Origin of the sequence: Xanthobacter variabilis (genome assembly GCF_043831965.2) — a bacterium.
In the GTDB taxonomy this organism is placed as follows: domain Bacteria; phylum Pseudomonadota; class Alphaproteobacteria; order Rhizobiales; family Xanthobacteraceae; genus Xanthobacter.
In genome coordinates this window covers 1,048,640-1,074,253 of record NZ_CM195533.1, presented here as the reverse complement: position 1 = coordinate 1,074,253, position 25,614 = coordinate 1,048,640, and the positions used below count along the sequence as shown (strand labels likewise).

31 protein-coding genes and 1 tRNA gene are annotated in these 25,614 nt (G+C 63.8%); 6 read left to right on the top strand and 26 right to left on the bottom strand.

What is annotated here, in order from left to right; all coding sequences use genetic code 11:
- Window positions 1-37: 37 nt before the first annotated feature.
- The 4 genes from V5F26_RS04655 to V5F26_RS04640 all read right to left on the bottom strand — a co-directional run bounded on the left by V5F26_RS04655 (window position 38) and on the right by V5F26_RS04640 (window position 4,498).
- Window positions 38-925 carry an ABC transporter permease gene (locus V5F26_RS04655; protein WP_394058246.1) on the bottom strand — a complete coding sequence of 296 codons (888 nt, stop codon included), beginning with the start codon at window positions 923-925 and terminating at the stop codon, window positions 38-40.
- A gap of 5 nt (window positions 926-930) precedes the next feature.
- Entirely contained in the window at window positions 931-1,956 is a 1,026-nt protein-coding gene (locus V5F26_RS04650) for an ABC transporter permease (RefSeq protein WP_394947776.1), read from the bottom strand.
- A gap of 58 nt (window positions 1,957-2,014) precedes the next feature.
- A complete protein-coding gene (locus V5F26_RS04645) occupies window positions 2,015-3,625 on the bottom strand; it encodes an ABC transporter substrate-binding protein (RefSeq protein WP_394947777.1) in 1,611 nt (536 codons plus the stop codon).
- A gap of 177 nt (window positions 3,626-3,802) precedes the next feature.
- Window positions 3,803-4,498: a GntR family transcriptional regulator gene (locus tag V5F26_RS04640; protein ID WP_394947778.1), complete on the bottom strand. Its 696-nt coding sequence runs from the start codon at window positions 4,496-4,498 to the stop codon at window positions 3,803-3,805.
- Between the two features lie 246 nt (window positions 4,499-4,744).
- Here V5F26_RS04640 and V5F26_RS04635 point away from each other — a divergent pair.
- Window positions 4,745-4,834, top strand: a tRNA-Ser gene (locus V5F26_RS04635).
- Between the two features lie 101 nt (window positions 4,835-4,935).
- On the opposite strand, the gene V5F26_RS04630 is transcribed toward V5F26_RS04635, so the two are convergent.
- From V5F26_RS04630 to V5F26_RS04555, 16 genes are all read right to left on the bottom strand, one after another.
- Window positions 4,936-6,561 (bottom strand): terminase large subunit, encoded by a 1,626-nt coding sequence (locus tag V5F26_RS04630; protein WP_394947779.1) that lies wholly within the window; start codon window positions 6,559-6,561, stop codon window positions 4,936-4,938.
- Complete coding sequence (locus V5F26_RS04625) at window positions 6,533-6,940, bottom strand: P27 family phage terminase small subunit (protein ID WP_394947780.1); 408 nt, start codon at window positions 6,938-6,940, stop codon at window positions 6,533-6,535. The genes V5F26_RS04630 and V5F26_RS04625 overlap by 29 nt, the downstream gene beginning before the upstream one ends.
- Window positions 6,941-7,042: 102 nt before the next feature.
- Window positions 7,043-7,333 (bottom strand): endonuclease, encoded by a 291-nt coding sequence (locus V5F26_RS04620; protein ID WP_394947781.1) that lies wholly within the window; start codon window positions 7,331-7,333, stop codon window positions 7,043-7,045.
- A 65-nt stretch (window positions 7,334-7,398) separates the two neighbouring features.
- The gene (locus V5F26_RS04615; protein ID WP_394947782.1) at window positions 7,399-7,698 is read right to left on the bottom strand and encodes a head-tail connector protein; all 300 of its coding nucleotides are present in this window, start codon (window positions 7,696-7,698) and stop codon (window positions 7,399-7,401) included.
- Window positions 7,699-8,013: 315 nt separating this feature from the next.
- Complete coding sequence (locus V5F26_RS04610) at window positions 8,014-9,615, bottom strand: phage major capsid protein (RefSeq protein ID WP_394947783.1); 1,602 nt, start codon at window positions 9,613-9,615, stop codon at window positions 8,014-8,016.
- A complete protein-coding gene (locus tag V5F26_RS04605; RefSeq protein ID WP_394947784.1) occupies window positions 9,615-9,965 on the bottom strand; it encodes a phage head closure protein in 351 nt (116 codons plus the stop codon). The genes V5F26_RS04610 and V5F26_RS04605 overlap by 1 nt, the downstream gene beginning before the upstream one ends.
- On the bottom strand, window positions 9,962-11,170 hold the full coding sequence (locus V5F26_RS04600; protein WP_394947785.1) for a phage portal protein: 1,209 nt from the start codon (window positions 11,168-11,170) through the stop codon (window positions 9,962-9,964). Before V5F26_RS04600 ends, V5F26_RS04605 begins: the two co-directional genes overlap by 4 nt.
- A 93-nt stretch (window positions 11,171-11,263) precedes the next feature.
- Window positions 11,264-11,557 (bottom strand): hypothetical protein, encoded by a 294-nt coding sequence (locus V5F26_RS04595; RefSeq protein WP_394947786.1) that lies wholly within the window; start codon window positions 11,555-11,557, stop codon window positions 11,264-11,266.
- Complete coding sequence (locus tag V5F26_RS04590) at window positions 11,557-12,918, bottom strand: DUF927 domain-containing protein (protein ID WP_394947787.1); 1,362 nt, start codon at window positions 12,916-12,918, stop codon at window positions 11,557-11,559. Before V5F26_RS04590 ends, V5F26_RS04595 begins: the two co-directional genes overlap by 1 nt.
- On the bottom strand, window positions 12,911-14,155 hold the full coding sequence (locus V5F26_RS04585) for a DUF927 domain-containing protein (protein WP_394947788.1): 1,245 nt from the start codon (window positions 14,153-14,155) through the stop codon (window positions 12,911-12,913). Before V5F26_RS04585 ends, V5F26_RS04590 begins: the two co-directional genes overlap by 8 nt.
- Window positions 14,155-14,442, bottom strand: a complete 288-nt coding sequence (locus V5F26_RS04580) for a hypothetical protein (protein ID WP_394947789.1) — start codon at window positions 14,440-14,442, stop codon at window positions 14,155-14,157. Before V5F26_RS04580 ends, V5F26_RS04585 begins: the two co-directional genes overlap by 1 nt.
- Window positions 14,439-14,645: a hypothetical protein gene (locus tag V5F26_RS04575; RefSeq protein ID WP_394947790.1), complete on the bottom strand. Its 207-nt coding sequence runs from the start codon at window positions 14,643-14,645 to the stop codon at window positions 14,439-14,441. The genes V5F26_RS04580 and V5F26_RS04575 overlap by 4 nt, the downstream gene beginning before the upstream one ends.
- A gap of 4 nt (window positions 14,646-14,649) precedes the next feature.
- Window positions 14,650-14,937 carry a hypothetical protein gene (locus tag V5F26_RS04570; RefSeq protein WP_394947791.1) on the bottom strand — a complete coding sequence of 96 codons (288 nt, stop codon included), beginning with the start codon at window positions 14,935-14,937 and terminating at the stop codon, window positions 14,650-14,652.
- A 12-nt stretch (window positions 14,938-14,949) separates the two neighbouring features.
- On the bottom strand, window positions 14,950-15,720 hold the full coding sequence (locus tag V5F26_RS04565) for a hypothetical protein (protein WP_394947792.1): 771 nt from the start codon (window positions 15,718-15,720) through the stop codon (window positions 14,950-14,952).
- Window positions 15,721-15,952: 232 nt separating this feature from the next.
- Complete coding sequence (locus V5F26_RS04560; protein ID WP_394947793.1) at window positions 15,953-16,210, bottom strand: hypothetical protein; 258 nt, start codon at window positions 16,208-16,210, stop codon at window positions 15,953-15,955.
- A complete protein-coding gene (locus V5F26_RS04555; protein ID WP_394947794.1) occupies window positions 16,210-16,734 on the bottom strand; it encodes a hypothetical protein in 525 nt (174 codons plus the stop codon). The genes V5F26_RS04560 and V5F26_RS04555 overlap by 1 nt, the downstream gene beginning before the upstream one ends.
- A 120-nt stretch (window positions 16,735-16,854) precedes the next feature.
- On the opposite strand from V5F26_RS04555, the gene V5F26_RS04550 reads away from it, so the two are divergent.
- Both V5F26_RS04550 and V5F26_RS04545 read left to right on the top strand, forming a co-directional pair.
- The gene (locus tag V5F26_RS04550; protein WP_509210540.1) at window positions 16,855-17,100 is read left to right on the top strand and encodes a helix-turn-helix domain-containing protein; all 246 of its coding nucleotides are present in this window, start codon (window positions 16,855-16,857) and stop codon (window positions 17,098-17,100) included.
- Entirely contained in the window at window positions 17,097-17,291 is a 195-nt protein-coding gene (locus V5F26_RS04545; protein WP_394947795.1) for a hypothetical protein, read from the top strand. The genes V5F26_RS04550 and V5F26_RS04545 overlap by 4 nt, the downstream gene beginning before the upstream one ends.
- Window positions 17,292-17,341: 50 nt before the next feature.
- On the opposite strand, the gene V5F26_RS04540 is transcribed toward V5F26_RS04545, so the two are convergent.
- Together V5F26_RS04540 and V5F26_RS04535 are read right to left on the bottom strand one after the other, a co-directional pair.
- Complete coding sequence (locus V5F26_RS04540) at window positions 17,342-17,965, bottom strand: DUF4760 domain-containing protein (RefSeq protein WP_394947796.1); 624 nt, start codon at window positions 17,963-17,965, stop codon at window positions 17,342-17,344.
- Between the two features lie 334 nt (window positions 17,966-18,299).
- Window positions 18,300-18,419 (bottom strand): helix-turn-helix domain-containing protein, encoded by a 120-nt coding sequence (locus V5F26_RS04535; protein WP_394947797.1) that lies wholly within the window; start codon window positions 18,417-18,419, stop codon window positions 18,300-18,302.
- Between the two features lie 53 nt (window positions 18,420-18,472).
- On the opposite strand from V5F26_RS04535, the gene V5F26_RS04530 reads away from it, so the two are divergent.
- The gene (locus V5F26_RS04530; RefSeq protein ID WP_394947798.1) at window positions 18,473-18,919 is read left to right on the top strand and encodes a hypothetical protein; all 447 of its coding nucleotides are present in this window, start codon (window positions 18,473-18,475) and stop codon (window positions 18,917-18,919) included.
- A gap of 126 nt (window positions 18,920-19,045) precedes the next feature.
- Here V5F26_RS04530 and V5F26_RS04525 read toward each other — a convergent pair whose 3' ends face one another.
- Window positions 19,046-20,293 (bottom strand): site-specific integrase, encoded by a 1,248-nt coding sequence (locus V5F26_RS04525; protein WP_394947799.1) that lies wholly within the window; start codon window positions 20,291-20,293, stop codon window positions 19,046-19,048.
- An 881-nt stretch (window positions 20,294-21,174) separates the two neighbouring features.
- On the opposite strand from V5F26_RS04525, the gene V5F26_RS04520 reads away from it, so the two are divergent.
- Window positions 21,175-22,008 carry a restriction endonuclease gene (locus tag V5F26_RS04520; protein WP_394947800.1) on the top strand — a complete coding sequence of 278 codons (834 nt, stop codon included), beginning with the start codon at window positions 21,175-21,177 and terminating at the stop codon, window positions 22,006-22,008.
- A 55-nt stretch (window positions 22,009-22,063) separates the two neighbouring features.
- Window positions 22,064-22,789, top strand: a complete 726-nt coding sequence (locus V5F26_RS04515) for a hypothetical protein (protein WP_394947801.1) — start codon at window positions 22,064-22,066, stop codon at window positions 22,787-22,789.
- Between the two features lie 503 nt (window positions 22,790-23,292).
- Here V5F26_RS04515 and V5F26_RS04510 read toward each other — a convergent pair.
- The 3 genes from V5F26_RS04510 to V5F26_RS04500 form a co-directional block, all read right to left on the bottom strand.
- Window positions 23,293-23,604 carry a hypothetical protein gene (locus V5F26_RS04510; protein WP_394947802.1) on the bottom strand — a complete coding sequence of 104 codons (312 nt, stop codon included), beginning with the start codon at window positions 23,602-23,604 and terminating at the stop codon, window positions 23,293-23,295.
- A 17-nt stretch (window positions 23,605-23,621) separates the two neighbouring features.
- Window positions 23,622-23,837: a hypothetical protein gene (locus V5F26_RS04505; RefSeq protein WP_394947803.1), complete on the bottom strand. Its 216-nt coding sequence runs from the start codon at window positions 23,835-23,837 to the stop codon at window positions 23,622-23,624.
- Window positions 23,838-24,197: 360 nt separating this feature from the next.
- Window positions 24,198-25,502 (bottom strand): BatD family protein, encoded by a 1,305-nt coding sequence (locus V5F26_RS04500; protein ID WP_394947804.1) that lies wholly within the window; start codon window positions 25,500-25,502, stop codon window positions 24,198-24,200.
- Between the last annotated feature and the right edge of the window lie 112 nt (window positions 25,503-25,614).

Sequence of the window (25,614 nt, the reverse complement as noted above, 5' to 3'; positions counted from 1 at the left end):
GTCCCGGTGCTGGCGGACCATCCCGGGGGTTTCGGCATCAGCTGCGCTGGCGCGGATCGACAATGTCGCGCAGCCCGTCGCCCAGCATGTTGAAGGTGAATACGGCCAGCATCAGCGCCGCGCCGGGGAACAGGGCCAGCCACCATTCGCCGGAGACGATGAAGCGGGCGCCCTCGGCCACCATGATGCCCCATTCCGGCGTCGGCGGGCGCACGCCCAGGCCGATGAAGGAGAGGCCCGCCGCGTTCAGGATGGCCCAGCCCAGATTGAGCGAGATCTGCACCATCATGGGCGGCAGCGCATTGGGGAAGATCTGGGTGGCGAGCACCGAGATGTCCGAATGGCCCGAAAGCCGCGCCGCCTGCACGAAGCCGGCCTCGCGGCGGATGTTCACCTCGGTGCGGCTCAGGCGGGCATAGAAAGGCAGGTTCACGATGGCGGTGGCGAGCACGATATTGCCCACCGAATTGCCCAGCGCCGCCACGATGCCCATGGCCAGCACGAACAGCGGAAACGCCATCAGCGTATCGAGCACCCGCGACACGATACGATCGGTCCAGCCGCCGTAGAAGCCCGCGAGCGACCCCAGCACCGAGCCCGCGGCGAAGGACAGCGCCACCGCCGACAGGGCGATGGCGAGATCCAGCCGGCTTGCCACCACCACCCGCGAGAATACGTCGCGCCCGAGATCGTCGGTGCCGAACCAGTGGCTGAGCGAAGGCGGCTTCAGCGCATTGACGGCATTGGTGGCGAGCGGGTCGTGCGGCACGATGGCGGGCCCGAGCACGGCCGCCACCAGGAATAGCGCCAGCAGCACGAAGGCCAGCAGCGTCATGGGGTTGGCGCGCAGCACATAGAGCATGTGCCGGCCGATGCCGCCGCTCGCGCGCGGAGCCGGGGCTGACGTCTGTGGGGTGCCATCCATGATGCTCATCCGTCAAAGCCCACGCGCGGGTCGATCAGCGTGTAGGAAAGATCGATCAGAAGATTCACGACCACGAACAGGATCGCCATCACGAGAACGAAGCCCTGCACGGCGGCATAGTCCGACACCACCAGCGCCTCGACCGCGTAGGAGCCGATGCCGGGCCAGGCGAACACCTTCTCCACCAGCACATTGGCGCCGAGGGCGAAGGAAAAGACCATGCCGAAGGTGGTGATGACCGGCAGCAGCGCATTGCGGAACGCGTAGCTGAACAGAACCTGCCGTCGCGAGAGGCCGGCCGCCCGGGCGGTGCGGATGAAGTCGCTGCCCAGCACCTGGAGCATGGCGGCCCGCGTCATGCGCGCCAGGGGCGCCAGCGTGAAGATGGCCAGCGTGACCGCCGGCAGTATCAGCTGGCCAAAGGCCGCACCCGCCGTTTCCGCATCACCGGCCAGAAGCGCATCGATGACGAAAAAGCCAGTGACCGGCGGCGGCGAGATATAGGCGAAGTCCAGCCGGCCGATGGGCGCCGGGGCAAGGCCCAGCTGATAATAGAAGACATAGACCAGAGCGAGCCCGGTGAAGAACACCGGCAGCGACACGCCAGCCGTCACCACCACCCGGCACAGGTGATCGATGAAGGTGCCCTGGCGGGTGGCTGCCAGAATGCCGAGCGGCACCGCGATGGCCACCGAAAGCGCCAGCGCCGACAGGGTCAGCTCCAGAGAAGCCGGCAGGCGCGTGACGATATCCGACAGCACGGTCTGACCGGTGGAGATGGACTGGCCGAGATCGCCAGTGGCCAGATCCTGCAGATAGCGCAGGAATTGCGCGGCCAGCGGCTTGTCGAGCCCCAGCGCCGCACGCACCTGGGCGATGGATTCCGGCGTGGCGGCCGGTCCCGCGAAATAGGCCGCCGGATCACCCGGCAGCGCCCGCGTCAGGATGAAGGTGACGACGATGACGCCGAACAGTGTCGGGATCGCCTGCGCGAGGCGCTTCAGGACGATCATGCCCCTCGACGAGGTCATCGCCACGCTCCTTTTTGCAGATAGGGGAAGCCGGCCGCGCCGAGGCGGCCGGAACGGTTCAGGACTTGGTGAGGGGCCGCGCGTCGGGCTGGCGGTGGAACCAGTATTCATAACCGCCGATCTTCGGCGTCATGGCCGAGGACAAGGCCGGCTGCCACAGGGGGATGCGCGGCACGTCGTCATAGACGATGTCGATCACCTTCTTGATGTTCGGCGCGTAGGCAGGATCGGTCACCGGCAGATCCAGCGTCTCGTTCACCAGCTTGATGACTTCCGGATTGTTGTAGTTCGAGCTGTTGAAGATGGTGCCCGGCATGTACGCCCAGAAGAAATAATAGTCCGGATAGTTCAGCCAGCCGCCGAAATCGTCGAGATGCATGGGCAGGCGCTTTTCCACCGAAGCGGCGGTGCGCCAGTTGGCGCCGGGGATCTTCTCGATGGGCGCCTTGATGCCGATCTTGGCCAGGCTTTCCTGGATCAAAAGCGCGGTGGGCTCCATCCAGGACGCAAGGTCGAGATTGATGAAGAAGGGCACGGTGAAGCCGTCCTTGTAGCCGGCCTCCGCCAACAGCGCCTTCGCCTTCTCCAGATCCTGCTTATAGGTCGAAGGCTGGGGCCAGGCGATGCCCTCGAGCTTCTCCGCGCCCCACATGGGCACGCCGGTTTCATAGGCGGCGGTCTTGAAGATGGCCTCGTAGGGCACCGCATAGGCGATGGCCTGGCGCACCCGCTTGTCCTTGAACGGCTCGAAATTCTCGTTCAAAGCCAGAACGTTGATGCAATTCTCGATGGGGGTCGAGACCACCTTGGCCTTGCCGGCCTCCTTCAGCTCCTTGGCATCCTTGGAGGGGATGTTGAACACAAGATCCACGTCACCGCGCTCGATCAGCGCCCGGCGGGTGGCCGCGGAGGGGATTTCACGCATGATGACGCGCTTGGCCTGCGGCAGCTTGCCGGAGGTCCACTTGTCATTGCGGGCGTAAACGAGCTGCTGACCAGGCTCCCACCGCTCCACCACGAAGGCGCCGGAGCCGGCGGTATTGCGATGGAGATATTCCGTCGCCCACGGGTCTTCGGCGGTGGCGTGAGCCTTGGCCACCTTGGAATTGATGATGAAGGGCACCGGCACTGCCAGGTCCGGCAAGGTGAGCTTGGACGAGCGCGGCAGCGTGATCTTGAACGTCTTGTCGTCCACCACCTCGAACTGATCGGGCTTCTCCAGCAAGCCCGCCTTCATCTGGGTGGTGGGAAAGCCACCCAGGCTCACGGCGCGGTCGAGAGACCACTTCACGTCCTGCGCCCTGACTGGCGAACCGTCCGCGAACACCGCATTGGGGCGCAGCTTGAAGGTGATCGCCTTGCCATCGTCGCTCACGGTCCAGCTTTCCGCCAGATCGGGCTCGATGACGCTGGAATCGTAGCTGAGGCTGCCGTCCGGCATGGTCTTCGTGCCGAACTTCACCAGCCGATCATAGGCATTGACCGCCACCTGGTAGCTGGCGCGGTTGGTGCCCTGGCGGTGCAGGTCCAGCGAGTTGATGGTGGCGCCGGTGGCGACCACGATGGTGTCGGCAGGGGCCGCCGCGGCGGGCAGCACGCGCGCCAGAGGCAGAAGCCCGGCTCCGAGGACAACGGCGGCCGAGGACTTCAGGAACTCCCTGCGGTGCATGGGGCCCTCCCTTTCGCAATGAAGCTGATTGGATGCAAAATTACATGCAATCAGTCAAAGCAAGGATTGTGCCAGCCGCAAAGCTCCGGAAGCACCATTCTTCGCCATGACGCGGCGCACATATCTTGGGCACATTGCACATCTTCGCGCCACTTGCTGCCGCCGCCAGCAGACTGCCTATGACACACTGCGGACGGGCGGGCGCGAAACCATGGCTGACGAGACATCCTTCACGGTGAGGATATGCGCTTTCATGGCCTCGTAGGCGCCGGCGCCATCCCCGGCGAGGATGGCCGTCACCACCCGGCAGTGCTCCTCGTGGGAATTGCGGACACGGTTGACGATCCGGAACTGCGCATGGCGGAAATGAAAAACGCGCCGGCGCGCATCCAGGGCCAGCTCGACCAACGCGGAATTATGCGTGCCGTCATAGATCAGGCGATGGAAGCGGGTATTCAGCTCGTCATAGGCCGGCGCATCCTCGGCTTCGGCCACAGCCGCTGCCTGTGCGTGCACGGCCGTGAGCAGAGCCTTCTCCTCGGGCGACATGCGCTCGGCCGCGAAACGGGCGCAGGCTCCCTCCAGCTCCGCCATCACCTCGAACAATTGCAGCAGCCGCTCCTGGGATTGCTGCAGCACCACTACCCCCCGGTGCGGCCGGCGCTCCACCAGACCGAGCACCGAGAGCTGGCTCAAAACCTCCCGCACGGGCGTGCGCGAGACCTGGAAGCGATCGGCCAAAGACTGTTCATCCAGGCGCACGCCCGGCCCGAGCACCCCGGTGACGATCTCTTCGGAGAGCACGCGGCGCAGCTGATCCACGATCAGCTCACGCTTTTCATCCAGCTTCGCCGCACGAGGCGCTTGCGACATCACGACATACCCGGCCCTGAACCCGCGCCTTGGGCGCCACCTGAGCCGGCCCCTGCACGGCCGACGCGCCATGATGCGGGAGCGAACGGCGCTCGCGCAAGAGGTGTGTCGCGCCACCAGCAGCAGGCGAGCTCAGAAAGGCTGGGATGACCCAAGGAAGCATCTTGAACGACGGGCCAGTGTCCGCTAGAAGCGCGCGATCCACTCAAGGCGTTCTGCTGGAGTATCCGGCGTTCGCACCTCTGCGGAGAGGTGGCAGAGTGGTCGAATGCACCGCACTCGAAATGCGGCATAGGCGCAAGTCTATCGGGGGTTCGAATCCCCCCCTCTCCGCCAGTAAAATCAATGACTTAGATTCGAGTGGTCGGCCTCTAAAATGGGGCTTCAAAAATCACCAAGTCACCAGAAAGTCACCCGGCGCAGAGCTTAGGCCCGCCTCACATGACCATCATGTCGGGGGTCCACTCGTCGCTGTCGTAGATGCTGGTGCCGGTGTCGGTGGCCAGGATACGGCCGATGGCCATGGCGGCGGCAACTGCGCCGTCGATCCGGCCGCGCTCGCGGGCTTTCTCCTTGGTGAACTTCTCGTTCTCCGCCGCGTCCCGCTCGGCCACCACGTTGCCGAAGCACATGCGCAGGAGGGGATTGCCGCCGTGGCGGAAGTGCCCGGCGAGGATGGCCCGCTTCAGCTCCTTGACCGGTGCGGCCATGCTGGCGAATCCCTGGCCAAACTGGTTGATGGTGAAGCCCTCCTCCTGAAGGGCCGTGTTCACGGCGGTGGAGTTCCATCGGTCGATGGCCACTTCCTGCACCCCGTAGCGTTCGCCCAAGGCCACCACGTGTTCAATGATGGCGCTGTGATCCACCACGTTGCCGGCGGTCACGGTGAGAAAGCCCGCGTCCTTCCACTTCAGATAATCCGCCCGGTCCCGCTCGGCTTTGCGGGCAAGGCCGGCCTCGGGCAGGAAGAACATGGGCACCACGTCATAGCGGGCGTGCCCGTCCTCGCCTGCGGAGGGGAACACGGCCACCACGGCGGTGAGGTCTTCCACGCTGGAGAGGTCCACGCCCACCCAACAGGGGCGCCCTTCCAGCTCTTCCGCCGGGGCCATGGGTTCGGCCGCGTCATACACCTCCAGAGCAAGCCAGGGCTCGGCGGCGCCTTCCTGCCACAGATTGAGGTGGAAGCGCTTGAAGTCGGCAATCTCAGCCGGGAAGTGCTCGATCCGCCGGGCCTTGATGCGCAGCTCTTCCAGCGAGCAGAAGCCGGCGACAATGGCGGGGTTTGCGCTGTGCCAGGCGCTTTCATCGCGCCAGTCGGCACCGGCTGGCGCGGCGAAGATGATGGGGGCGAAGGTCGGGTCTTCGATCTCGCCGGAGGCCACCTTGTGGCTGTACTCCCACAGATCGGAGGCAAGGCCGCCCGTGCCCTCGCCGGCCGTCGAGATGACGATGGTCAATGGCTGGTCGCGCTTCACCATGGAATCCGTCACCACCTTGAACAGCTTGCGCGCCTCCGATGCCGGCCACGCATGCACCTCGTCCGCCAGGAAGAAGGAGACGTTCAGGCCGTGCTTGGAATAAGCCTCGGTCGAGATGGCCTTCAGCACGCTCGCCGTGCCGGGATGGTTGAGGGTCTTGCGGCTTTCGATGGGCGCGACGCGGGAGAGCAAGGCGCCATCTTGCTTCACCATCTCGAACGAGTGCTTGAAGGCGATGCCGGCATTCTCCCGGTCGGCCGCCGCCTGGATCACCTGCCCGCCGGCCTCCGCTTCCGGCCCCATGAAGTGTGCGAGCGCCAGGGCTGAGGCCAGGGTGGTCTTGGCGTTGCCGCGAGGAATCCAGATACAGGCGGTGCGCACCAGCCGCGCGCCGGCATCCGTCGAGGGTCCGTAGATGCGGCGGATGATGGCTTCCTGAAACGGATGCAGGGTGAAGGGCTCGCCGGCAAAGCGCCCCTCCCACAGCTTCAGCCGGCGCACGAAGCGGCACATGCGATCCGCCCGGCCGGTGGGGTCGGGATAGAGCCCAGGCTCAGGCGAGAAGATCGGTGTCCCAGCCATTGGCGGCTTCCCCTTCCTTGGCGGCGGTGCCGCGCCGATGGGGCGTCAGCGCGAGTTCAGCGGCGAGCAGGCGCGCTTCCCGCATGGCGCCCATGAGCATCTTGAAGGCGGGGTGCGTCACCGGCCCCTTGTCGGTCTGGAGCACATGGCCTTCGGCATTCATCATCTCGGTATAGGTGCGCGAGAGGCCCACGGCCCGGCAGTAGCCTTCCAGCGTCGCCAGGGTGTCGTCGGTGAGATGTCCGCGCTCATGAAGGAGCGGTGCGGTGCGCTTCCATTCCGCAGCCCCGTGGGCGCAGAGCAATCCGGGAGGCGGCGGGCAGCGCCCAGCCCCCTTGCTGCCGTCCACGATCTGGAGCTTCGGTTTACGGCCCTTCATGGCGAGGAAACTCCTTTTCCAAAAACCCCATTTGTCCCGAGAGTGCGCGCAAGATGATCCCGCCGGTCCGGAGCTCAGGGGCGCAAGTCTCGATCTCCACCCCTACCTCGATACCACATTGCCGAACCCGCCTTCCTCGCGGATCGCCTTGCGGGTGTTGCAGGCCCGGCAGGATGGCTGCCAGTTGGTCGTGTCCCAGAACAGCTTCATGCCGCCCTTGGGGGCTATGCGGTGATCCACCATTTCGGCAGGCCCACCACAGTGCACGCAGCGGTCACGGCCGGGGCTGGCGAGCCAGGAACGGGACGCCTTGCGCCACTTCTCTGTGTAGCCACGGGCGGACGCGGAGGGGCGGCGGGCATCGGCCGCCTTCTTCCGCTCGGCAGCACACACGGGGCATTGCGAGCCGGTGAAGGGTGGGTGGCCACGCGGGCAGTGCTTCGGTGGAGCCCAAGGCATCAGCAGGCCCTCAGGCGAAACGGGTCGATCAGGTCGAAGAAGCCCAGGGGCGCTTCAGCCAGGTCGCCCGCCATGGTCGCCTCGCGGTTCTCATAGAGGTGCCCGGCATAGAGCTTCATGGCGTGGACCAGCGGCGCGGGGACGCCATCGGTGAAATCGTCCAACGGGCCGCACCAGCCTTCCACGCCCCCCCGCGCCGTCTCGATTAGGTCGGAAAGACTGGCGTCTTCGTCGGCATGGTCGATCCGCAGATGGGCCTTGAGGTCGGCAAGGGGGAGAATATCGAGGGTGTCGGCCATGGTGTCTTTCCGAGTGCAGGTGCCTCGTCTCTGAGGGGAACACGGGGAACGTGGGGTACAGGCTTGATTTCACTTGGCATATCTCTGTTCCCCACCGTTCCCTCGCTTGGGGAACACGGGGAACAGCTGGGAGGGGCTGCATCACGCGCGCCCCTCCCGGTGAGCCCTTCGCGGCGTAGGACGCACCGCCGGTGCTCGCGACCTTGCCCGCCTTGACCCTTGAATTTGCCGGCCGCGACCGGGGGCGCCAGGGAGGCGGGCTTTTCGCTGTTGGGCCGGCCGCTTGAGGCCCTCAATACCAGGCGCCCAAACGCGTCACGCCGCCTTCACCTTCAGCAGGCGCAGGGCCTCCGCCTTCACCACGCCACCGCCGACGCGGCGCCGGGCATGAAAGCGGGTCTGGCCATTGGGGGCCTGGGTGTAGGGATCGCGCAGCACCGAGAGGGAGAGCCGGTCAACGATGCGGTAGCCCTGCTTCAGGTCACCGAAGAGGATGGGCAGGGCATCGGCCGCCACGTCCGGCATGTCGGGCAGTTCCACCACCGGGCGCCCGAGGATGGTGGCCGGGTTGCCCTCCGACATGGCATCGCGCCACAGGTAATCGCCCACGGTGGTCTTCAGCTTGCGCACCGCGCCGATGGTGGTGCGGTTCATGCCCCACACGCCGTTCGCCGCATAGAAGCCCGGCAGCGCGTGGAACAGGTCAATGAGGTCGTCAGCCGTGAGGGCGGTGGCGGCGCTGGTCACCTTCGTGATGGTGGCGTCAGCCAGGATCCCCGCCGGCTTGCCGGTGCCGTCACCGGAGACGAAGGCCGCGCCTTCCAGCCGGCCGAACTCCTCCGCGAAGTCCGCCGACAGCTCCCCAACGAGGTTGTAAGCGTTGTCTTCCAGCAGGGCGTTGCTCACGTCCACATAGCAGGCGGCTTCGTGCGGGGTCAGCGTGACTTCGCCATAGGTCGGTTCGGTCGAGGGGCGGGCGCCGGTCTCGGACACCCATGCCGCCGTCAGCGTGCCGGTGCGCTTGGGCATCTTGGCTTCGGCCGCCGAGATGGACAGGACACGGGCATAGGAGCGGATGGGCGACACCTCCACCAGCCCCTTCACGATCTCCTTGATGAACTCGGTGGGTGCGAGGTAGCCGCCGCCATTGCTGGCCTGGGTGAGGTTCTTCATCTCCAGGCCGGTGGCCGCATCGCCCCGGCGCACATAGGAGCTGAACGCCTTCGCCTCCAGCGCTCCTTCCTCGCTCTTGGTCGAGATGCCCGGCCGGTTCAGCTTGGCCTCGATCCGGTCGGCCACGCTCTTCACGCTGCCCACCTTGTCTTCCACGGCCTTCAGCCGGGTGTCGATGCCGGCCACGCTCTCTTCCAGGCCCGCCACGCGGGTGTCGATGGTGGGGGCGTCGGCGGTGTTGGTGTCGTTTTCCATAGGGGTCTTCCCGTTGCTCGCCGCGCCTGCGGCCGATTTCACGCTGAGCACGCGGGCCCGGCTCGACGCGGGGCGCCGAACGAGGCTGATCTCGTGCAATTCGATGTGCTGAAGGGTGCGGATGCCGTCCGGCGTGCGCTCGGACTTGATGGCGAGATAGCCGATGGAAAGCCCATCCACCGCGCCGCTGCGCACCAGCTCGTAAGCGTCCCGGCCGGCAGGGGTGGAAAGGTCGATCTGGCCTTTCACCTTCAGGCCCAGCTCGTCTTCCTCGATCTCCAGCCATGAGCCGATGGGCGCGCCTTTGTGCTCGAACAGCATGGCCGGCAGGGTTTCGAGGGCGGCATGGGCGGCGAGGTCGCGGCCGAAGGCGCCGGGGGCCACCACGTCGCGCACCAGATCGGCGGGGCCACCGAATAGCGAGGCATAGCCCGACACGAGCCCGGCCTCTCCGCTGGCGAATTTCACTTCAAGGGTGAGGTGTTCCATCAGGCGGCTCCATCCTGTGTCGCCAGCATTTCCAGGAAAGCGCGCTGCCCGGTGGGGTCCATCGCGGGGGAACTGAGCGCGTAGATAGTCCCCTCGCGCGCATCCGCCGCGCGCCAAGCCGCTGTGATTTGTCGCGCTGCTGGCGAATACCGGATGATAATCGTCACCGGCTGCACGCCCTCCAGGCGTGAGGCAATCACCGTCTCTCCGCCAAAGCGCGGCACGACCTGCGCCCACACCGTGAGCTTGCTCACCCAATCGGTTTCGAAGTTCCCGGCGCCGTCACCCCCAGGCAGAAGCTCACGGGCCTGGAATGTGATGCGCCGATCAAGGTCGCCGGCCGTCGTCATTGGGCGCCCCCATCGCTCGGGCGTCCGCCGTCTGCCTGCGGCGCGGAGGCGCCGGCCTGGTTGGCGCCGGTGTTCGGGTTCGCGAAGGCATCGCCGCCGGCATAGGGCGGCAGACCCTCCCAGCCGCGCGCCTCATTGGGGTTGAGCACGCGGGAGGCGATGAGGCTCGAATAGGCCGTGGCCCGGGCCCCGATGTCGGCGCGGGTGAGGTCGTCCCGGTCGAAGATGATGCGCAGGCCGGCGGCGCGTTCCTCGGGTGTGAACAGTGCGCGGCGCAAAGCACCTTCCAGCGCGCGCAGCCACGGTTCCAGCGTGTAGGTGAGGAACTCGCGCCCCATCTGTTCCGCGTTCGACCAGGTGGCGCGCGAGAGGTCGAACAGCATTTGCGGCGGAACGCGGAAGGCGCGAGCGATGTCGAGGATCACCCCTTGCCGCAGCTCAATGAACTGAGCATCCACCGAAGTCATGGTAAGGGGCGCATATTCGGCGCCGCCTTCCACAATAGCCGTGCCGCCGCTTTTCCCACCACCGTGGGCGAGCTGCCAGCTTTCCTTGATCCGCTTTACGGCCTCGGGCGTGGCGCGCTCCTTCAGGGAGAGCACGCCGGACGGACGGGCGCCATTGCCGAACAGCCGCGCCGCATGGGCGTCGAGGGTGAGGGCAAGGCCGATGCTTTCCCGCGCCAGGGAAACGGGAGCGCGGCCGAAGGGTGAACGCAGATGGATGACGCTTCCAGAGGCGAGCAACTGGCCTTGAAGCCGATAGGTGGGCTCACCCGTGCCGTGCGGGTCATACTCCGCCGTGAGGTTGCCGGGCGCATAGTGGAGGATCTCCACGGGACGGACGCCCACTCTATTCACCCAGGCGAGGCCGCCCTGATCGTAGATCAGCGCTTGGGCAACCAGATCGCGGAGGAAGTCGAAAGCCGAGGTCCAGTCGTTCACATCGCCGCGCAGCAGGCCCGCCACGGAATGGTCGCTCACCTCTTCGGTGCCGCGCATCACCTTCACGTCGAGGGTAGCGGGGGCTTCCGAGATGGCGCGCACCGCGCAGGCCACCGCCGGCACCGTGAGGGCGCTGGAAGGTCCGACATTCACCCCTGCAGCAGTCGGGCCGCCCGCGCCAAGAAGCGCCAGCAACGCCACATCAGGCGTGGCGAGGGATTTACGCTCGGGCGTGAAGAGGGAGCGGAGGCGAGAGAACATGCGGCAAGGATTGCACGCGCACCTGTCCCGTCAACTTCAGAATGTCAAGATGATGGAAGTAAATTTGATTGGATTGGCTTTGATTGGGCTGGATTAGATGCCGCTCGTCTTGCGCATCGCCTCAATCTCGATCCGCGCCAGCCGCTCGGCTTCGGAACGCGAAAAGCCACCGTCATATTCGAGGATGGCCGCGCGCTCCTCGAAGGCATCGCGCCACCTCGCTTCGTCCCCACCTATGTCGTTTTCCTGGGGAACAAGTGGAACATGGGGTACAGCGTTGGAAATAATATACTTTTTCTGTTCCCCAATCCGTTCCCTACGTGGGGAACAGAGGAGAACAGGGCTGCCTTTCCGCGCGAAGACGGCGAAGCGGCTGAAGTCGGGCATCAGCCGAAATCCCGCTCGGCATAGGTCGCGGGCTCGGCATCGCCAAGAATGCCGGCCGCGATGACGTAGCAGCGGACGGGGCTCGCGAAGTTTGGAAGCCGCGTCTTCACCTGCGGCTTTCCATCCCCACCCGCCACCAGCAGCCCGCGCCCGTTCAGCACCTTCGCCACCGCTCCCGCGTCCAGGCCGGCGCACACCTCGCTTTTCCACGATTCCGGCAGCACCAGATATTCGATGCCGCCGCCTTCGGCCCGGCGCCGGAAGCCCACGCGGTTTGTGATGCGTTGGTCAATGGGCGCCCCGATGCCGTCGCGCGGCGCCAGTTCGCCCATGGCCTCGAAGCGCGAATTGCCGTGAAGCTCGATGAAGCGGCGCACGGCCGCGATGGCTTCCGTCTCTTCCGCCGGCTCGATACCGCCCCGCGCAGTGAGCCAGTCCCGGAAGCACCGGGCGGCGGCGCGCGTCGCCTCACCCTCGGGCCAGGGCAGGACACCGGCAGCGGTCGCCATCTCCCCGCCAGCGGCCACCAGTCCGAAGCGGGCGGCAACGCGGCTCACCTGCCCATCGGCGGTCTTGGGGCAGTTCTCGGTAATGAACTCGTCCACATAGCCCTTCACCGTGGGCGCGATGGCGTCGAAATTGTCCACCAGCGTTTGCAGGAAGGCGCGGGTGGGCGTGCCATAGTGCTCGCCAGCCGCCATCTTCAGGTGCCGGGCGAAGGCATCGGCGGAAGGAAAGCCGTGCAGGTTCTCGAACAGGCCAAGGCCCGCGCCGGCATCGGCCGGGATGTCCACAATCCGCACTTGCTGCCCGGCAGCCACCTTCCGGCCGCGCCCATCCTCCGCGATTTTGTCGGACAGGCTCAACTCGCCGCTGGAGAGGAACAGCAGGCGCCATTCGGCCGGGGGCCGCGCTGAACCATCGCGCCCGGCCCGCGACTTGCCCACGCCATTCGCCAGCATGTAGGCGATTTGCCCGGCCTCGCGCCCGTCCACCTGTCCCATCTCGTCCAGGCACAGCAGGCAGTCGCAGTGCATGGCCGCGACGCCTTCGAGCCCGTTGGAGGTGGCGCGCCAGGTGCGCACATAGCCCCGGATGCCACCGCCGCCCCAGGCCGAACCAGCCATCACCAGCGCCGTGCTCTTCCCCGTGGAAGAGGCGCCCCGGAAGTGAAAGCCTCCGCTCTCCGCGCCGGCAGGATAGAGCAGCGGCGCCGCGAAGGCGGTCGAAAGCGCGAGCGCTAGCCGCGAATTGCCCACCGCGTGCCGGCCGATATTCTCTTGCCAGCGCTCCAAGGTGCCGGCCTCCCGCAAAGCGTGGTCCACCGCACCGTTGGTCTGGAGAATGATCCGCTCACCCATTGGCGTGCTCCACGGTCTGGTTGCTGAGGGTGAAAGCGACGCCATGCCAGCCGACGCGCCCGACGCATCGGGCCTTGGTATCGGGGCGTGCCGTCGAGATGTATTCGTGCAGAGCATCGCGGGCGAAGCGACCCGGTGCCATGATGAGCCCCAGGGACAGGAGACGCTCGCGATAGGCTGTGCCGTCTCCGGCCAGCATCGCCATGGGCATGGCCCAATCTTTCACGCGCTTGTCGCGGTCGGTGATCTTCAGTAGACGGCCCCATTCCTCGCCGTCCGCGCTTCGTGTTTCCGCCGACACCTCAAGGAGCGAACAGAACCACCGCCATTCGATGGTGACGATCCCGGTTTCCTTGTCGGCCTTCTCGATCCGCTTTTCGACGCCATTGGAGACGACGCGGAACGGCCACTTGGTGAGTTCCTCGGGCTCGCCGGCCTCGATCCGCCGCAGCGTCTCGCGCTCTTCGGCATCGCGATAGAGCGGTAGGAAAGCAGGATCGCCGCGCATCTCGGCAACGCGTTCCGCCGTCCATCCCTCTTCGAGTGCGTCGGCAATGTCCCACCCGGCCGGCAAGGTTTCGCCGCGCAACGCCTTTCCGCCGTCCTGCCAGCGCCAGGCGCCCAGGCGATCCGGCGGCAAATGGAGCACTTGCGCAGCGCCAGCAGCGCGCGCCAGCTCGCACACCTTGTCGCCATAGGCTTGGCCGGCGTCGTCATTGTCGGTCGCGATCACCACCGTTCGGCCGGCGAGCGGGCTGAAGTCCGTGAGGTGCGGGCTCTTGGCGCCATGGGCGGGCGTTGTCGCCACCATGTCGGGGAACAGCGCGGCGGCGGCATCGCGTGCCTTCTCGCCTTCGGTCACGATCACCAAGGAGCCGGTGCTGGCGAGGATATCCGACAGGCCGAAGAGCGGACGGGGAGCGGGGATGCCCTTCGCGCGCCAGGCTCTCTTGTCGTTCCCCAGGTCGCAATAGGTGATGGGGAGCACCTCCTTTGCCGGGTTGCCCTCGGCATCGGTGAAGTCCCAGCGGCAGACATAGCCCATGAGCCGACCTTCGGTGTCGTGATAGGGCCACACGCAGGACGGCGCCCCATGCTTCGAGAGCTTGAACGACATGGGTGGCGCATCCGTCGGCACCGGAACAATGGGTGTCTTCTCGCCGCGCTTCGGAGCCGCCCGCTCGGAGGCGGACGCCTCTTCCGGCGAGAGGGGGGCGAACATGGTGTTGGCGTCCATCAGCGCAGTCCCAGCATGTCGGAGATGTTCCGCGCCGCCTCGGCTTGGCCGATGCCGGCGAGGTAGGCGGCGAGCGACACCACGTCGCCGCCGCGATCATCCGTCGCGAAGTCGGCCCATCGGCCGGTCGAGAGGTTGACGCGGAAGCTCCCAAGCGTGCGATCCGCCCGGCGGGGGTTCCGCGCCACCCATTCATGTCCCTCGCGCCGTCCGTCCGGCAGCCACCGGACCACCAGCGAGGGCAGCACGGGAAGCGCGGCGCTGTTGATCCGGTGGAAGTCGATCATCCCAGCACGCCTTGGCGCATGGCGACGCGAGCGGCGGCGCGATCCTCGAAACGGCGAAGACCGACGAAGCGCCCGGCATCAAAAACCGCGATGACAGTTGCCACGGCGTGGGGATTGTGCTTCAAGGATCGAGTAGAGATTTTCCGAGTGCTTGAGCCGCCGTTCCCGATGCCAGTCGGGGCGGCGGTTTTCATTTTGGCCATAGGCTCACTTCCTTTCTGCGGTGCTGTGGACGGGAGGGGAGATGAGGGCTTCGGCCCAGGCGTCGAGGCCCGCGCGCGGGTAGCGCGGATCACGGCAGCCGACATATTCAATGGGCGGGCCGCCGCCTTTACACGCGAGCTTCGCCAGGGTGCTCACGGCGCGGGTGATGCCGTGTGCGATGTCTAGGTATTCGCTGGCCTCGCGGCGGCTGAGACGAGGCTTGCGGAGGCGAGGCGGCAGGCAAGCCGGTATTGTTCCCGCGCCGGTGGGCGGGTTTTCGGCGTCAAACATTGTAACCTCCAGCTATAGAATTATGGTATCTGCAACTTTATATATAGTTCTCCATGTAAAGCTGCGCTTTATCTCCAAATCACCAGCACAATATTCAGTCCGCATTTTTTCATTAACGGAGACGTAATTGTTTATGTTTTTATCTATTTGATCCGAAAGCTGATATTCGACGGTTTCACTATACCGGAAGTCTCCGGACTCGCTTCCTGTCGTATGGAAGTCAATGCTAATAGACGCGTGCGGCTCAGGGCCATAAAAGCAAATCTCAATGCCATGAGAGCAATCAGCTAACGGGAGAATGCTGCGTGTCGCATTCTTGAGAGTGCCGGCCATTGCCGCCTCGATAACCGCGACCAAGGCATCCACAAAATGATGCCGATATGGCAGGGACTGCATCTCTGGAATAACGAAACCTTCGAAAATCCAGGTGCCGTCGCCTTCGATCCAGTCGGCATTATTCCAGCGTTCATTGTCTTCGCTGGCAACGGCCATCCGTCGCGCACTATCGAAGGCCTCTACGCGTGCAAAATCACGGACGATTTTCTCAGCTGAGTCCTTTTCAAAGCGCGCGCCGCCTACCGCAATTAGAAGATGAGCGGCATCGCGCGATGTCATCCGCGCAGCGCTAGGCCCTCGTCCGCCCTTAGTTACAAGTCCGCCTTCCCGCAGGCTACGGTAATAGGTGGTCGCCGTGGCCTCGGGAATGCCGAGAACTTCGGCAACCGCCTTGATGAGATCGCCAGAAGTTGCCATTCCCCGAATCCGCTCGCGTTTCATCATCATCGGTTGTCATACCCGATGACGCGGATGTCAAGCCATTGGGCGTCGCCCCCATTAGGGAGTTGGCCAATGGATGATCTATAAATTCTGAATTCTGTAGTCTTTCACCCACCCCGCGCCCTCCGCGCCGCCCATTTCGCCACGCGCACGAGCCCAAGGGAAAGCAGGCTGCACCCCGCTGCCAGGGTGATGAAGAGCCACCAGCGGGTGTGCCGGAAGAGGATAAGGGCGGGGATCATTCCCCCGCCTCCTTGGCCGCGTGGGCACCGATCTCGCCACGGTCGAGGCGCTCCAGAAAGTCGCGGCTGACAAAGCCACCCATGGCCACGTCGTCCTTGAAGAACGATGCGCCCACGGCGATGCTCGCGTCATTGTCGCGGATTGCGGCGCGCGAGGTGATGTAGCGGCCGGGGTACATCTCCGCGAGCGCCGACTTGATTTCCTTGATGGCCGCCGCGATGCGGGCTTCAGGGGTGAGGGGCTGGCGCTTCATCACCGGTCCTCCCCGACCTTCGGCACGAACACGCCGACCACACGCCCCACCAGCTTTGACACGAGGTGATCCGTCAGGAACGGTCCTTCGGAGACGGACATTCGGCCGGACCGCAGCCATTCTTCAAATTCCTCTCGGCTGTATGGAAGGCGCTGGTGGTTGGCGGTCCATACATCCACCGCGATGGCCCCTTCCTGCGGCCGATTGTGAAGCATCCCGTCCAAAGTCCACCCGTCGCGCCGCCGGAGCTGGCAGAGTTCGAATTTGCTGCCGCTCTCCGCAAAGATGGAATTGTAGGCGATCACGAACAGTTCGCCGGGTACGGGTTGGTGGTCGGAAAGGTCCACAACCGCGAACTCGCCTTCGCGCAGATGGGGATAAAACGCGTTGTCCTTCACCAGATAGGTCAGGTGGCCCGGCGGGATGCTGGGCAGGATCATCAGCGCGCGCATTTCCGGCTGATGCTCGAATGGGCGGACGGCAGGCAAAGGGGTGGCGTTTGCCGCCAACGGTTGCTTGGGCATTGGGGTGGGCTCAGAAATAGCGTTAATCGCTATTCGTAGCGGTAATGGATAATAGACCTCATTTCAAGCGATTTTCGCTAGTGATGGCTTTTCTCGCTTGCCTGTGATTATCTGCCGGACATGATGACGCCCGCACAATGTCGAGCCGCCCGCGCTCTTCTCGATTGGTCGCAACAGCAATTGGCTGATGCGGCGACGGTCGGGAACGCGACCATCCGCAACTTTGAAAGCGGCAAATCGGAGCCCCGCAACGCCACGCTCAACGTGCTCCAGCGCGCCCTTGAGGCCGCCGGGGTGATCTTCGTTGCGGAGAATGGCGAGGGGCCGGGGGTGAGGCTGAGGAAGGAGAGGGGTGCGACGCCATGATGTTCGATCCCGCCCGCTACCCCGACGGTACGAAGAAGCGTCGCCACACCAACAACAAGGGGCGCCGGCAAATCCGAACGGATGAGGTGTTCACCCAGGTCCAGAAAATGGCCGAACGCCTCGGCATTCCTTATGCGCCACGGCAGCAGCCGGATGGGGGAGTAGATGCAAGGCTGAGGAAGGAACAGTAAGGAGCCCCGTCGAATCGAGGCTAATAGTATATAATATATTCTAAATGGAGTCACGAATCGGAAAAGCGCTTTGCAAGCGCTTCAAGCTCCACCCAATATTCCTTATAGTGACTCTTATCTCTCTCATTTTCTATAAATTCCTGAGAGGCCTTCCAGTCTTTTAAGACAGTTCCTCTGTAATATAGTTTGAACATCTCCTCGTCTAATATTCCCTTTTTAATGCCAAGCGCAACTAATTCGTAAAAGTTCAGTTGAAATCTGATTATTGTAGATTCATCGCACGTTTCATTCGCAAATTTTTTTAGGCCATCCTTGCTGTTTCTCAGAGAGATAAATTTTGTTCGGTTCTCGCGCCAATTTTGATCGCTGTGCATGTGCATCAAAATATTCAATGTCGCAGAGAGTCTTCCGCCATCTCTCATCGCTGTGACTTGCTCAAATGCCGTCTTCTGTGTCGTGTCTATCTGCCGTATAACTCCATCTTTGCTATTTACGACCTGAACCCTCAAATGTTTAAGCTGATAAAATGCAAAAATTGCCGTAACAATTATGGCAATTGATGACAATATTGCAAATACAGACACGGCTGTGCTTAAAGCGGAGTCGGTGTTTATTATGCAAACGCCTCCGTTCCCAACCTGCTTCAGCGCGGCCAAGCACTCATCGACCGTCATTGGCTGCCCCTCCCCCGATTGCTCCGAAAACAGAAAAGGCCGCCAAGGTTGAACCCTAGGCGGCCTTCTATCTTTAATACATGTCGCGACGTGGCGTCTAGCCACCGTGACCCTCTCCAAGATGAACCATCATAACCCCCTTTCTGGGCGACCCCAGAACAAAACGGCGACAATGCTCGCACATTGCCGCACGTATGTACAGAGCTTACTTAATTGCTTGCCATGCTGAGTCCATCAGCATGGCGCAACTGTCCATAGGTTAGCGGATAAATGTGGCGAAAATGCCTCACCGACCATTGTGCTGGCAGACTATCAATCCCTTTCATCGACGTCGTCAGCGCACCGCCATTGCCTTGTTCGATTCATCCCGCAGCCTCTTCCGCCACGTGTTCACCGTCTGCGGCGACACGCGCAGCCGGCGGGCAATCTCCCGCTGGCCTTGCGCAGGGCTCACCTCTCCCCATATCCGTCTCTAGTAACGCGTTCTAGTAACGCAAGGGAGACGCCATGCCCACCGTAGAAAGCACCAATGCCACCCGTCAGGCGCGCCACAAGGCGAAGCTCGCGGATGCTGGCCTGAAGCAATTGAACGTGATGGCGCCTGAGCCCGTTCACGCGGTGCTGAAGGAGATAGCCAGCCGCACGCGTGTCGGGGAGGGCCTTGCCGACGTGTTGGTGAGCGTGGCGCAGCGCACGGCAGGCGCATCGCTGTTCAAGGTGGAGGCGAAGGCCGAAGCCCTTCATGCCGCCTTGGAGAGCCTTCCGCCGGCGCCTACAGGCAAGGTGAACATCGCCGTGCGCCTCGCTCAGAGCGCGAGCGCGGCCGTCCGCAAGAAGCTCCATGCCTTGGGGCTCACCTACGCAAACCGGGTGTTTGCTGGCGCGGTGGATGGGGCAATCAAGGACAGGCTGAAAGCCCAGGTGCAGGACAACGGCGGAACGCTGGTGTGCTGAGGGGGCCTGTTCCCCACTGTTCCCCACTGTTCCCCAGCTTGGGGAACAGGAATAGCCCCCGAAAAATCAACGCTGTACCCCATGTTCCCCTTGTTCCCCTCGAAAACAACGATGCCGGAGACGAAATCAGCCTTCAGGCTCGCGCTTCTTCCCGCCCTTCATGGCCTCTGCGATCTTGCCGGCGGTACGATCCGCCACGGCCTTCAAGGGATCATCCTGAAGGTGCGCATAAATCTCGGTGGTGCTGGCCTGCTTGTGTCCCAGCACCTTGCCGACGATGAATAGGGACGCGCCGTCCGCCACAGCGAAAGAGGCGAAGGTGTGCCGCAGGTCGTGAAGGCGAAGTCCCGTCAGGCCGGCGCGCTCCCGCACCCGCTGCCAGGCCCCAGGGGTTGCGGAGATGCGTCCCCACTTCCCGCGCGTGCCGGCGATCACATAGTTGTCGGCGTTGCGCCGGGGGATGCCCTTCAACACCTCCACCGCTGCCCTCGGCAGGGGTGTGACCTTGGCGCCGGTCTTGCTGTCCGGAAACCGGATCAGACCGCGCTTGAAGTCGATCCAATCCCATTGAAGGCTCTCGATCTCGCTGCGGCGGCATCCCGTGAGCAGCAGGAGACGAAACAGGGCGGCGAAGGCGCTCGTGAGTTCACACGCCTCTTCCATGGCGTTGATGGCTTCGGCAAGGCCCTCCACCTCCTTCGCGGAAAGGAAGCGCTCCAGCTTCTGCTGGCTGAAGAGCTTTACGCCTGCCCCCGGATTGGTCGCGATGATCCCGCGATTGTGGGCGAAGCTGAGCATGGCCTTCAGGGTCGCGGTAGCACGCGCGGCAACACCCTTGCCCCCCAGCACCTTCTTGCGGCCCTTCTTCGCCTCTGTGGGCCGCGCCGTCTTCCCGTCCGCAACATCCGCTTGGAAGCGCTCCACGTCGGCCCTGGTCAGGCCCTTCACCGGCTTCTTTCCCAGCAGGTGGAGCACATGAGCATTCAGCAAGGCCGCGTCCGTCTCCCAGGATCGAGGCTTCTTGTTCGGCCGTGCCGCCGGGCCTTCCTTCAGATACACCTCGGCAAGGTCAGCCACCGTCACGGCCTGCCGTGCGGCTTCCTTCTCGCCAAGAGGGTCGATGCCGTTGGCGATGTCATAGAGCGCTTGGCGGGCCTTCTCGCGGGCCTGTTCGCAGGTCCAGGGCGAACCGTGCTTGCCGATGGTCAGCTCGCGCTTGATGCCCTGCGGCGTGCGGTAGCTCACCACGTAGGACTTCACCCCGGCAGGGGTCACCCGCAGGCCGAAGCCCTTCATCTCAGCATCCCACACCATCACCTTGCGGGCGGGGTCCGGCACGGTGGCATCCACCACCCTCTTCGTGAGCTTCGACATGGTGACTTCCCGGTTGATGTCGCCGCCAAGTCACCACGAATCGGCAAACCGAGGCAAATAGGATCGGCACTGATCCAATCCGAGAAAACGGGAACTCTTTGAAAATCAGTGTACTATCTAACCCGATCCAATCCGAGCCAACTTGGGGAAACAGGAACAAGCGTCACTCGAAATGCGGCATAGGCGCAAGTCTATCGGGGGTTCGAATCCCCCCCTCTCCGCCAGCTACAGCATTTAACTTTTTGATTTTTATTGCAAAATAGCCCTTCGCTTTTCGGGCACCCCCCACGAATATCCCCCAATAGTTTGAGGAAGGCCCCGGCACAAGTCGGAACGATTCGGGCACTCGATAGTGTGGGGAGCGGCCCGTTACCTATGGGATAGGCCGAGGAACGTCGCCACCGCGCCGGCGCGAAACCTCAAAAATGCAGCTCATGGCAGCCGCCCATAGCATCGCATGAAAAGCACAGGACGCGCACTGTAGGTACCGCTGCGTCAAGCTCTAAAGCGACTGGCTGTGGCGATACCGACACGCATCGCGCTGTTGGTGACCAGAGTTCGCATGGCGGACCCTAACAGATGCCCCTAACCGGTTCCGACAAGATCGTGCGCCGGAGAGGTTCGCGCCGGACCTTGGCGCGCGCCGATATTGAACTATCGTCCACGACAGCCTCGCAAAAATGTCATCGCAGCTTAATTCAAGGCATCCGAGAAGGCGCGGGACGAAGGTCAAGTGAGGCGCTCGGAGCGCAAAAGGCGACCTGATGGAAACTCCATTTTGGCGTCGGCACTCTATCGCACCGTTCGATATAACCTTGGGCCGAGCTCCACTCCCGATTGTGCTTAGGTTATGGTGCCCGCCCAATTGGTTTGGAGGCACCATGGGGCGGCGTCGAAAGGGCAGTCCTGCCCAGGGGTTCATCGCGCTTTTCGTGATTTTTGTGGTTGCGAGCGTGCTGAGCGGCGCGCTGGATTTTGCGAAGCACATGTGGGAGCGGATCAAGGCCCCCGATGGAGGGGACGGGAGCATAGCCGTACTCATCATAGCCGGCTGTGCCGGAGTTCTGTTCCTCCTGCTCTGGATGATGCGCAGAGCCCAGACGAATGAAGAGTACCGGCTCATCGAAGCCGCCATCGTGAAGGCATGCGACCAGAACCGAGACGCAACCTTGGCGAGGAACAAGGTAAAACTCACAGCCGCGGACGAATATGGACTCGTCAATTACGCCAAATGGAACAAAGAGCTGGACAAGTTCATCATAAATTTCGTCATTCCGAGCATACCGTTCATCGCGTCGAAACCTCATTATGCCCCGCATATCCGGGGCCTTGTCGACAAGCGCTGCAATGACATCATCGCGAATGGAGCCCTCCGCCACACGGAAGCGACAGTCCGTAACGGCCTCGATTACGAGGTCTTCGTGGGGGATCTCCTGAAAGATCACGGCTGGGACGTTTCCGTGACCCCAGCCAGCGGCGACCAAGGGGCGGACGTGATCGCCCGGCGCGGCCCCGAGACCGTCGTCATCCAATGCAAATTCTACGCCGGCGCCGTGGGAAACAAGGCTGTTCAGGAGGTCGCCGCCGCGCGCGTGCATTATGGCGCCACCCAGGCTGCTGTCGTCTCGAAGTCCGGCTTCACCGCGTCCGCGCGCCAGCTCGCGGCGACCAATGACGTGGCCCTCCTCCACCATGACGAGCTTTCGAGGCTTTGATTCCACTCATCCGCTAACAAGTGTACCGTCGCCCCTCAACCTGAGGGGGAACGGCATGATCCGAAGGCCGGTAGTTGCAATCTGCGCCATCTTGGCGCTCGGGGGTGCGGCGCGCGGTGCCGGTGACCCAGGTATCATGGGGACTTGGTCAACGAATTGCCGAAAGCTGCCAGTCACTGAAACGCTTCATGTCGACATCGACAGCGTCCAACTCGGAGATCGCCACTGCGTTTTCGTCGATTGGAAAAATACCGTTGTGGGTTCGTATTCACCACTCGCATGCTCAACTGAAGGCCAGTTAAGCATTGGTCATTTTCTGGTCCAGAAGAAGTCTCCGACGCAAATTGCCGTCGATTTTGACGGGCTGAACGAAACGCTATCCAGGTGCGATGCGCCGCGTTCTCCTACCGCAGCGGCGCCAAACGATATCAGCGCTCGCCTTAACGGCGATTGGGCTCGCGACCGCAAAGCCTGCGAACTCTATAGGTCAGGAGAGTTCGATAAGCCTGGATATGACATCGCGGCTCTTAGCCGATTTGGTGTCGCCACATTCGAAAACGGCAAGTTTGAAATGTTGGCTAGCCCGATCCGGTGCCAGATCTCACAGAGCGACAACTCGGGCAGCGGAAAGTACAGCATATCCGCCCAGTGCCAAGTAAAGGACTACCCAACGCGCCCTGCAACTGGGGCGATCACTTTCCGCCAGTCCGGTGCTGCTAATCTGGAACTGCACGGCGCCGGCTTCGGTCTAATCCAGCTTATCAAATGTGACCGAGAATAGAGCCACATCACGCCACATTCGCCGCCGCCGTCACTGCCCCCGTCTCCAGGTTGCTCGGCTGCGCTTGTGACTTCCACCAGCCGCTTCGCGTCGCAATTGCTCGTTGCCGAATTCCGGGCCAGATCTGCCTGGATAAGGGCCGAAAGGTTCGCACCAAGTACGCACCCTCCACGCGCGGGCGAAGGACATTTGAATTGGGTTGAATTACCCCCCTCGCGCTCAGGCACCGGTGCTGTTGCCTCGCGTAAGGGCATCTCGAAACTCACCGGAAAATCAAAGCCGGACCCGCAATCCGCCACGCCTTTTCTTCATTCGGTAGTGATTTGATTGCGGAGCCATGCCCAGTGTGCGGGCCATCTCCGGCGCTCCGGCCCCCGCGTCCATCATGTCGCGGAAAAGGGCTTCGCCTGCCGGTGTCAGCTTCCGGCCTTTGCCAGTGCCCGTGAACAAGGTGGCGGACGCCGCGCGCGCCTGCCAATCCACCGGTTGCACCACCGCATCGGCTAGCTTGGTGAGGTCTCGGCTTGTGCATGGACGCCATTCACAGCTTCATACCGCACAACCTCATTGGCGGATGTCGGCGGGTTCAAGGCACGGGAAACCGGAGTTTTCCGAAGCACCGCCGCTTCGACCGATGCGATGCGGGCGCTCATGGCGGCCATTTCATTCCGCCATGTTGCCCCGGGCTCCTCACCGGCAAGAGATGCCTCCAGTTTTGCCGTGAAGGACTGACCGGCCCGCATCATGGCAGCGGCTTTCAACAGCACCGGACGACCATCCGCCGGCACCCGGGCATTGGCCTGTATCAACTTCATTGCGCGACCTCCGGCTATCACTTGCTCTCACGCGCGATCCGTTCCGCCTTCCAGCACCGCGCGTGCAGGGTGCGCCCGCCGGCATCGCGCACGCACACATGCCAGTCGGCGGCGCCGCACACAGCGCAGGAGGCGGGATGGGTCGGCAGGCCCGAACCCTGCGCAAGGTGGATCAGCACCGCATGGGCGGATGCGTTTGCACTGCCCGCGATAGGCGCAAGCCGCCCGCTCATGAAGCGGGCACGGCGGGAAGGACGCCGGCGCGGGGAGGAACGGACGGGGAGACTCCCGAGAGCATTCCGCCAGAATGGATCCCATTCAAATGAGACGAATACGCCAGGTCCTGGCGCAAGGGGGCTCAAATGTCCGGACATAAAGTGTTTAATCGGCTACAATTAACCACTGCGGCCAGAATTACTTATGAGGCGCTTCTGGGCGGGCCATTTTAAGTTGGGCACCCTCGACTTAGACACCATGCAGGCAGCGTCGGCGGTGCTTAGCCTGAGTGCCGGCGTCTTGCCCTCCGGCAGCCCGGCCACGCGAAACGGCAGCCTGTGCGTGAGCCGCGACATCGAGGCGATCATCACGCCCCATTACCTTGCCACCGGGCGCGACACGCCCTGGCGCACGGCATTGGGAAGCTCTGGATTGATGTCACCGGGCAGCGAATAAGTCCGCGTCCTGTTCGGGTGCTGAAGCTTCGCCTTGCGCCGCGTTGACTTGATCGCCTGCAGTAAAGACGCGCCGGACCACCGGCTCGCTTCGGGCTCTGCGGCGAAGAGCTGACGTTCAAGCGCGGCAATCTCCTGCGCCAGGATCCTATCCCCCGCCCAGGAATTCAGCGCCCTTACGGTGTGCTCGGGCGCGGCCGGCTCGAACCGCGAGAGCCAGAGCAGAAATGCGCGATAGATCTCCCGCGGATCATCGCCGGCAGCGATGCGGCTCAGCTCACGGAAGGCGAAGGCTTCGGATTGCCGATAGGTCTCGCGGAGATGCCTCACACGGTGCCCCAGGCTTCGCACCACCGGCGGCGTCAGCCAAACCAAGGCCGCGGTTCCGCCAATGACCAGGATCAACAGCGGCCAGTGTTCCAGAATGGCGAGGAGGGCTCTTCGCGGCGCGGAAAGGCCGCCGTGCGGGAGAGCGCCGCCAAGGGTGGAGGCATCGCCAGCCACGGCGAAGGTCTGCGGCTCAAGTTGCGCATGCTGGATCTTCTCAGCCGCGACATCCCACCATGCAATTTCGATCGCCGGCAGGGTCAGCGTGCCGGCCCCCTCCAGCATGTACACCGCGCGGTCGGTGCGCGTGGATTTCAGCACGCCCGAGTTCTCGTCCACCCCTTCGCTCAGCTCGGGCTGGCCCGGATAAACCCTGGTCCCGGCGATTGGGGCGAAGCTTGTCGGCGGCAGCAGGATCGCCGGAGTGCCCTCCGCCTGGATCGTCACGACGCGGGTCACGCTGTCGCCGATCTTCAGGGCGGGCGATGAGCGCTGGAGATCCTGGCTCAGGCTCAGGCCGGCGCCTGAAATGAACGGGTGGAGCGCGCGCGCCGCAGCGGGGATGATCGCCTCAAAATGGGCTGCGGGCACAGCCACCTTCGCCACCCGGGTCTTGGGCGGATCGTTCGCATAGGTGAGGGTGATGGCCTGGCCGGTCATGGCGTAGGCCCCGGGCTCCTGCGGTGTGATCAACAGGGTGTAGCGGATGCCGGCATAGGTGGCATCCGCCTGCCGCTCCGAAAAATTCATGGTCGGCCCGGCGCGGGTGATGGCATTGGCCACCTGGAAATCGGGCAACACCGGGGGCTTGGTCATGTAGTTCGGGGCGAGCACCTCGACAACCAGCGTGGCAGCCTGCCCGACCACGACCTGGGCCGGCGTCAGGGTGGCGCGCACCATGGGCTGGGGGGTGGCCTGTTCGGGCGCGGCCGGCGGTGGCGCGCCGGGCTGCGCCGTGGCCGGCACGGCCGCGGACAGGAGCGCAAAGGCCAGAAGGGTCCGGGCCAGAAGG